The organism is Aestuariivirga sp. (genome assembly GCF_046294715.1).
GTDB lineage: Bacteria > Pseudomonadota > Alphaproteobacteria > Rhizobiales > Aestuariivirgaceae > Aestuariivirga.
The window spans coordinates 26,608-34,643 of sequence record NZ_JBKBKI010000036.1 but is presented as its reverse complement, the minus strand read 5'-3'; the positions used below and the strand labels follow the sequence as shown (position 1 = coordinate 34,643).

Sequence of the window (8,036 nt, the reverse complement as noted above, 5' to 3'; positions counted from 1 at the left end):
GCGCGCCGTCCTCCTCACGCGCGAGCCGGGTGGCACGCGGGAGGCGGAGGTGGTGCGCGCGCTCCTCGTCTCCGGAGACGTCGCGCGCTGGACGCCCAGGGCCGAGGCCCTGCTGAACTATGCCGCGCGCGAGCAGCACCTCGAGGAGGTGATCCGCCCCGCGCTCGCCGCCGGCAAGATCGTCCTCTGCGACCGGTTCATGGATTCCACCCGCGCCTACCAGGGCTATGCCGGCGGCTGCGAGCTCGCCTTCATCGACGCGCTGGAGAAGGCCGTCGTCGGCCCGACGCGGCCCGATCTGACGCTGATCTTCGATCTCGATCCCGCCCTCGGCCTCGCCCGGGCGAAGGCGCGCGGCGATGCGCTCACCGAGGACCGCTACGAGCGGAAGGGTCTCGCCTTCCACATGACCCTGCGCGAGGGCTTCCTCGACATTCTCCGGCGCGACCCGAAGCGTTGCCGCCTCGTCGACGCCTCGCAGGATCTCGATGCGGTCGCCGCCGACGTCTGGTCCATCCTCGGCGGAGTGCTGTGATGGCGGAGGAGTTCAGCGACCCGCGCGACGTCGCGTGGCATCCGCGCCGCGCCGTCAATCTCGTGGGTCACCGGGCCGCGGAGGCGCATCTCCTGCAGGCGCATCAGTCCGGCAGGCTGCATCACGCCTGGCTCATCTCGGGCCCGCGCGGCATCGGCAAGGCGACGCTCGCCTACCGCTTTGCCAGGTTCCTGCTCAACGCGCCGGGCGCGGAGCAGGCGAGGGCGCACAACTCGCTCCACGTCGCGCCCGAGGCGAAGGCCTTCCATCTCGTGGCCTCGGCCGCCCACCCCGATCTCCTCGTCATCGAGCGCGCCGTGGACGCGCGCAACAGGCGCCTCAAGACCGAAATCGCCGTCGACGACGCGCGCCTGGCGCAGGGCTTCTTCGGCCAGACGGCGGGCGCCGGCGGCTGGCGCATCGCCATCGTGGACCCGGCGGACGAGCTCAACGCGGCCTCCGCCAATGCCCTTCTGAAGCTCATCGAGGAGCCGCCGAAACGCTCGATCTTCCTCATCGTCTGCCACCAGCCGGGGAGGCTGCTCCGCACCATCCGCTCGCGCTGCCTGCACCTGCCGCTCGAGCCCCTGAGCGCCGCGGAGACGGTCGAGGTGCTGCGCGGCCTCGCTCCGGGCGCGGTCGAGGCGGAGGAGGGGGCGCTCCGCCAGGCGGCGGACCTGTCGCGCGGAAGTCCCGGCCGGGCCATGGAACTGATCGGCTCCAAGGGTGCGGCCGCCTTCGCCGAGTTCCTCCGGCGTTCCAAGATCTCGCCCGCGACCGCCGTCGAGATCGCCGCCGTCTTCTCCGGCCGCGAGGCGGCGGAGGACTATTACATCTTTATCGACCTCCTCCTTGGCTGGGTGGGCGAACAGGCGCGCGCCGCGGCTTTCGCGGGAAGGGGGGAGGCGCTCGCCGCCGCCCACGACGACATCAACTCTTCCCTCCGGCAGGCGGATGCCCTAAACCTCGACCGCCGCCAGACGGTCACCGATGCGCTGATGCGCCTCGAAGAGGCTCTGAAGGCCTCCTGAACCCTTTTGATTGTCGCTACATGTCGAAACCGAAATTCTACATCACCACGGCCATTCCCTACGCCAATGGCGCGCCGCACATCGGGCATGCCTATGAGCGCATCGCCACCGACGCCATCGCCCGCTTCAAGCGGCTCGACGGCTACGACGTGCTGTTCGTCACCGGCATGGACGAGCACGGCCAGAAGATGCAGCAGACGGCGGCGCGCGAGGGACTGACGCCGCTTCAGCTCGCCGACCGCACCGCCGCCCAGTTCGAGCAGATGGGCGAGGATCTGAACGCCAGGGCGGACGATATCCTGCGCACCACGCAGGAGCGCCACAGGATTTCGGTGCAGGAGGTCTGGCGCCGCATGGCCGCCAATGGCGACATCTACCTGTCCAAGTACTCCGGCTGGTACTCGGTGCGAGACGAGGCCTATTACGGCGAGGACGAGATCGAGGAGCGCGACGGCAGGCGCTTTTCGCTCAAGACCGGCACGCCCGTCGAATGGGTGGAGGAGGAGAGTTATTTCTTCCGCCTCTCCGCCTATGCCGGCAAGCTGCTGGAGCTCTATGAGCGCCGCCCGGAATTCGTGACGCCGGAGCATTACCGCAACGAGATCGTGGCCTTCGTGAAGCGCGGGCTCAACGATCTCTCGGTCTCGCGCACCACCTTCGACTGGGGCATCCCCGTGCCGGACGATCCGAAGCACGTGATGTATGTCTGGGTGGACGCGCTCACCAACTATCTCTCTGCCACCGGTTTCCCGGATACCAACGCCCCCCGCGCCGGCTTCTGGCCGGCCTCGGCCCATGTCATCGGCAAGGACATCACGCGCTTTCACGCCATCTACTGGCCGGCCTTCCTGCTCTCCGCCGGGCTTCCCGTGCCGGAGCAGATCATCGTGCACGGCTTCCTGTTCAGCCGCGGCGAGAAGATGTCGAAGTCGGTCGGCAACGTCGTGGCGCCTGGCGATCTCGTCCGCACCTACGGCGTCGACCAGACGCGCTATTTCTTCCTGCGCGAGGTGCCCTTCGGCCAGGACGGAAACTACAGCCACGAGGCCATCGTCAACCGCATCAACGCCGATCTCGCCAACGACCTCGGCAATCTCGCCCAGCGCTCGCTCTCGATGATCGCCAAGAACTGCGGCGGCAAGGTTCCCGCCTGCGGTGAGCTCTCCGAGGCCGACCGGGAGATCCTCGCCGCCGCCGACGGCATCCACGCCGAGGCCCGCGCCGCGCACGAGGCCTACGCCATCAACAAGGCGCTCGATGCCATCTGGCGCGTGGTGGCCGAAGCGAACCGCTATTTCGCCGGGCAGGAGCCCTGGGCGCTGAAGAAGACCGATCCCGCCCGCATGGAGACGGTCCTCTATGTCACGGCGGAGGTGCTCCGCATCATCGGCACGCTGGCCCAGCCCTATGTGCCCGCCTCCGCCGCGAAGCTGCTCGGACTTCTCGCCGTGCCGGAAGGCCAGCGGAGCTTCGCCGATCTCGGCAGGCGGCTCGTCGCCGGAACGCCGCTTCCCGCACCGCAGCCCATCTTCCCCCGCTACGTCGAAGAAGAAGAACCGGCGAAGGCGTGAGCATGCTGGTCGTCGACAGTCACTGCCATCTCGATTTCGAGGGGATGGAAGAGAGCCTGCCCGCCGTGCTGGCGCGCGCCGAGGCGGCTGGCGTCGGGCTTCTGGTGTCGATTTCATCGCGGGTGCGGAGGTTCGCCAACCTGCGCCGCATCGCGGAAGAAAATCCCAATGTTTTCTGCACCGTAGGCACGCATCCTCACAACGCGCACGAGGAGCTGGAGGTGACCGCCCGGGAGCTCGCGGAACTGGCCCAGCACCCCAAATGCGTCGGCATCGGTGAGGTCGGCCTCGACTATCATTATGATTTCAGCCCGCGCGAGGCCCAGGCCCAGGGTTTCCGCGTTCACATCGAGGCCGCCCGGCTGACAGGCCTGCCGCTCGTCATCCACAGCCGCGAGGCCGAGGACGACACCATCGCGATCCTGCGGGAGGAGATGGGGAAGGGCGCCTTCACGCCCTTGCTCCACTGCTTCACCTCGCGGCGGGAACTCGCCGAGGCGGCCGTGGCGCTTGGCGGCTACGTCTCCTTCTCCGGCATCCTCACCTACAAGTCGGCGGAGGACATCCGCCAGACCGCCGCCGCCCTTCCGCTCGACCGCATCATCGTCGAGACGGACTCTCCCTATCTCGCCCCGGTGCCGTACCGCGGCAAGACGAATGAGCCGGCCTACGTGGTCAAGACGCTCGAGACGCTGGCGCGGGTGAGGGGCATGTCTGCCGACGACATGGCGCGCATCACGAATGACAACTTTTTCCAACTTTTTGGCAAGATTCCGCGTCCACTTCGCTACGGTTCGCGTGCATGAGCATGAGCGTCACGATACTCGGCTGCGGCTCCTCCGCCGGCGTCCCGCGCATCGGCAATGACTGGGGAAAGTGCGATCCCGCCAACCCGAGGAACCGCCGCAGGCGCTGTTCGGTGCTCGTCACGCGCTCCGGCCCGCAGGGAAAAACCTGTGTACTTGTAGACACTTCGCCCGATCTCCGTGAGCAGATGCTGAGCTCCGGCGTGAGCGACCTCGACGCCGTTCTCTTCACTCATGAGCATGCCGACCACACCCACGGCATCGACGATCTGCGCGCCTTCTACCTGATGAAGCGCCAGCGCGTGCCCGTTTGGGCCGACGACGCCACGGGCCGCATGCTAACCACCCGTTTTGCCTATTGTTTTTACACCGCCCCCGGCAGCGACTATCCGCCGATCATCCAGCTGAACCCGATGCAAGCTGGAAAGCCCATTGAGATCAATGGCTTGGGTGGCGGCATCACGGCGCTGCCGTTCCATGTCCACCACGGCACCATCGACGCGCTGGGCTTCCGGATCGGCGCCATGGCCTATACGCCGGACATCGACGGCGTGCCCGATGACAGCCTCAAGGCCTTGGAAAACCTCGATCTTTGGATCGTGGACGGGCTGCGCCGCAGCCGCCATCCCAGTCACTGGTGCCTGGCCCAGACGCTGGAATGGATTTCGCGCATGAAGCCGAAGCGCGCCGTCATCACCAACATGCACGTCGACCTCGACTACGAGACGCTGACTCGCGAGCTGCCGGAGGGCGTGGTGCCGGCCCATGACGGCCTCGAACTGGACTTCCCCGAGGATGCACAAAATATTCCATAATATATATTATGCGAATCAATGCACCTGATGTTCAAGCGTGGCCGCCCAGCGCGATGATCTCCCGCGCCTCCGGCGACCAAGCCGTTCCCTGCCAATCGCCGAGCCACTGGGCGACGCCGAGGTCCGCGCTGACGATGGCGCGGTGGATGTTGTTTTTCGTTGCAAAACGGATGCGGGACGTTGCCGTCCAAAGGCGTCCCTCGTCGTTGCGATAGACAGTGTCATAGCTCGCCACTTCGGTTTCAGGATCGAAGCTCACGTCATTCCAGGCAGACACCCGCCCTATCCCCGGCAGAACGATGGTCCTCAGCGACCGGTCCGGAACCCACTCTCGCCACTCCTCCAGCGCCGGGTTGCGGCTATCGAAGATGAAGCGGCCACCGGGTTCGAGGTGGGCGCGGATGGTTGCGCAGAGCGCGCGCTGGTCGTCATCGGTCAGGAAGCACTGGAAGGCATGGCCGGTCAGCACGATCAACTCGAAGCGGCGCCCCAGGCGAACGCTGCGCGCATCGGCTTCCACCCATGTCACCGCGGAGCCGCCCTCCCGGTGGCGGGCCACCTGGAGCATGGCGGCGGCCGGATCTACGCCCCAGACGTCGCGCGAGCCGCCCAGGGCGGCAGCAAGCAGCCCCGTGCCGCAGCCCAGGTCCAGAACGCTACGGGCGCCCTCCGCAAGCGCGAGGCAATAGCGGGTGTCGTCGCCCCAGCCATTCTCGGCATCATAGAACTGGACGAGTTCCGGGTCTTCGAAGAGCCTGTCCTGCATTTTCTCCCGGTAGCCCTTTCGCGCCGGATGGGCTAGTGCCTGCCCCATGAGCCAGAACCCCGCCGACATGGACCCCCGCAAGATCGGGACGCTGCGTGCCATCATGAGGGCGCTCAGGACACCCGTGACCGGCTGCCCCTGGGACCTCGAGCAGACCTTCGAGACGATCGCACCCTACACGATCGAGGAGGCCTATGAGGTGGCGGACGCCATCGAGAACGGTTCGCGCGCCGAGCTATGCGAGGAACTTGGCGACCTTCTGCTCCAGGCGGTCTATCACGCGCAGATGGCGGACGAGGAAGGAAGCTTCACCTTCGACGACGTGATCGAGGCGGTGAACACCAAGATGATCCGGCGGCACCCCCACGTGTTCGGCGACGACGAGGCGCGCTCGGCGACGCTCGCCAAGGGGTTCTGGGAGGACATGAAGGCAAGGGAGCGGAAGGAAGGGCCGAAGCAGGGCGCGCTCGCGGGCATTCCCGCCGCCCTCCCCGGCCTCACCCGCGCCGTGAAGCTCCAGGCTCGGGCGGCCAAGGTAGGCTTCGACTGGCCCTCGGTCGAGAACGTCTATGACAAGATCGCCGAGGAAGTGGCGGAGTTCCGCACGGCCCCGGAGGAGAAGAAGGCCGAGGAATATGGCGACCTGCTCTTCGCCATGGCCAATGTCGCCCGGCATCTTGGCATCGACCCGGAGGCGGCGCTGCGCTCCGCCAACGCCAAGTTCGAGCGTCGCTTCGCCCACATCGAGGCCAGGCTTGCCGAAGCCGGCAAGGAACCCCGCGATTCGGGGCTGGAAGAAATGGACGCGCTCTGGAACGAGGCCAAGCGCCTCGGCAAATAAGCCTATTCCGCCGCCGCCCGACGCTGGCCCAGGAGCTTCATGGCGTTGCCGAAGCGCGCCTGCGCCTGTCCGGCCCGGTCCGAGCCGAGCCGCACCTTCATCAGGATGCGCCCATCCTCGTAGTTCCGGCGGCTAAGCACCTCGCCGCGGTCGTGGAGCCAGGCCTGGCCCTGACCGTCCTCCGGATCGAGCAGGATTTCGTAGACGGTGTCGGCGGCCCCGAGCCGGCCCTCGACCAACTCGAGAAGCGCCGGCAGCCCCTCGCCCGTCACGGCGGAAACGAGCACGCAGCCTGGCTTTCGAAGCGCCTGCGCTTCCCGTGCCGCGCGCTCCTCGGCGGGCAGCAGGTCGAGCTTGTTCCAGACTTCGATGATATGAGAGCGGCGGAGCTCGTCGATTCCGAGCTCTTCCAGCACCCTGTCCACATCTTCGGCCTGTGCCTCGGCATCCGCATGCGCGACGTCGCGGACATGCAGGATCACGTCGGCCGAGAGCACCTCTTCGAGCGTCGCCCGGAATGCGGCGATGAGCGATGTCGGCAGGTCCGAGATGAATCCGACCGTGTCCGAGATGATCACCTTGCGGCCGTGCGGAAGTTCGATCACCCGCATGGTGGGGTCGAGCGTGGCGAACAGCAGGTCCTTGGCCAGCACCCCCGCCCCGCTCAGGCGATTGAAGAGCGTGGACTTTCCGGCGTTGGTGTAACCCACGAGGGCGATCACCGGGTAAGGCACGCGCGCCCTGCCCTTGCGATGCAATGCGCGCGTCTTGACGACGGATTCAAGTTGTTTTTCGATGCGGTTTATACGCTCCTGGATGATGCGGCGGTCGGCCTCGAGCTGGCTTTCGCCGGGGCCGCCAAGGAAGCCGAAGCCGCCCCGCTGTCGCTCCAGATGGGTCCATGAGCGGACGAGGCGGCTCTTCTGATACTGCAAATGTGCCAGCTCGACCTGCAGCGTGCCCTCGCGCGTCGAGGCGCGCCGGCCGAAAATTTCGAGGATGAGGCCCGTGCGGTCCAGTACCTTCGAGCCCCACTCCTTTTCCAGGTTGCGCTGCTGGATTGGGGACAACTGTGCGTTGACGACGACCAGTTCAGCCTCGGTCACCTTCACTCGCTCCGCAATTTCGGCGACCTTGCCTGAGCCGATCAGAGTCGAGGGCCTGGGGGCCGTCACGGGTGCGATGATACGGTCCGCGATCTCGAGATCGATGGCCAAGGCAAGGCCCACGGCCTCCTCAAGCCGTGCCTCGGCGGCACGCTCGGAACTCGGCGGCGCGCTGCGATCCCGCCGGTCGACATGCAGGACGATGGCGCGGGTGACCTTGGGGCCTTCGATCTGGAAGTCGACGCCGCCGCCCGCCTTGGCGGATCCCTGCTTTCTGGCCGTTTTCAACCGCCCGCCTGCTCCTCATCGAAGAGACTGATCGGACCGCCGGGCATGATCGTCGAAATGGCATGCTTGTAAACCAGCTGGGACATGCCGTCGCGGCGCAGCAGAACGCAGAAATTATCGAACCAGGTGATGACGCCCTGAAGCTTCACGCCGTTGACCAGAAAGACGGTCACCGGGATCTTCTGCTTGCGCACGTGATTGAGGAAGGTGTCTTGCAGGTTCTGCTGTTTTTCTTGGGCCATTTTACTGTTCTCTTGTTCTGGCTGGGCCGTTCGGC

General features: G+C 66.5%; 9 protein-coding genes. 6 read left to right on the top strand and 3 right to left on the bottom strand.

From position 1 onward, the window contains the following. The 5 genes from tmk to ACK4HL_RS17925 form a co-directional block, all read left to right on the top strand. Positions 1-535 (top strand): dTMP kinase (gene tmk, locus ACK4HL_RS17945; RefSeq protein WP_409763276.1); only part of this gene is annotated, 535 nt, incomplete at its 5' end. Beyond that, positions 535-1,566 carry a DNA polymerase III subunit delta' gene (locus ACK4HL_RS17940; protein WP_409763273.1) on the top strand — a complete coding sequence of 344 codons (1,032 nt, stop codon included), beginning with the start codon at positions 535-537 and terminating at the stop codon, positions 1,564-1,566. The genes tmk and ACK4HL_RS17940, both read left to right, overlap by 1 nt. Positions 1,567-1,586: 20 nt before the next feature. Further along, complete coding sequence (gene metG / locus ACK4HL_RS17935) at positions 1,587-3,137, top strand: methionine--tRNA ligase (RefSeq protein WP_409763270.1); 1,551 nt, start codon at positions 1,587-1,589, stop codon at positions 3,135-3,137. Positions 3,138-3,142: 5 nt separating this feature from the next. After that, positions 3,143-3,943 (top strand): TatD family hydrolase, encoded by an 801-nt coding sequence (locus tag ACK4HL_RS17930; RefSeq protein WP_409763288.1) that lies wholly within the window; start codon positions 3,143-3,145, stop codon positions 3,941-3,943. Beyond that, positions 3,940-4,758, top strand: a complete 819-nt coding sequence (locus ACK4HL_RS17925; protein WP_409763267.1) for an MBL fold metallo-hydrolase — start codon at positions 3,940-3,942, stop codon at positions 4,756-4,758. Before ACK4HL_RS17930 ends, ACK4HL_RS17925 begins: the two co-directional genes overlap by 4 nt. 31 nt (positions 4,759-4,789) lie before the next feature. Here ACK4HL_RS17925 and ACK4HL_RS17920 read toward each other — a convergent pair whose 3' ends face one another. Beyond that, positions 4,790-5,524: a class I SAM-dependent methyltransferase gene (locus ACK4HL_RS17920; RefSeq protein WP_409763265.1), complete on the bottom strand. Its 735-nt coding sequence runs from the start codon at positions 5,522-5,524 to the stop codon at positions 4,790-4,792. A gap of 67 nt (positions 5,525-5,591) precedes the next feature. Here ACK4HL_RS17920 and mazG point away from each other — a divergent pair, with 67 nt between their 5' ends. After that, positions 5,592-6,365, top strand: a complete 774-nt coding sequence (gene mazG / locus ACK4HL_RS17915; protein ID WP_409763285.1) for a nucleoside triphosphate pyrophosphohydrolase — start codon at positions 5,592-5,594, stop codon at positions 6,363-6,365. Positions 6,366-6,367: 2 nt separating this feature from the next. Here the strand turns inward: mazG and hflX are convergent, their stop codons facing one another. After that, the gene (hflX, locus tag ACK4HL_RS17910) at positions 6,368-7,702 is read right to left on the bottom strand and encodes a GTPase HflX (protein WP_409763282.1); all 1,335 of its coding nucleotides are present in this window, start codon (positions 7,700-7,702) and stop codon (positions 6,368-6,370) included. 53 nt (positions 7,703-7,755) lie between these two features. After that, the gene (hfq, locus tag ACK4HL_RS17905) at positions 7,756-8,001 is read right to left on the bottom strand and encodes an RNA chaperone Hfq (protein WP_111198540.1); all 246 of its coding nucleotides are present in this window, start codon (positions 7,999-8,001) and stop codon (positions 7,756-7,758) included. Positions 8,002-8,036 lie beyond the last annotated feature (35 nt).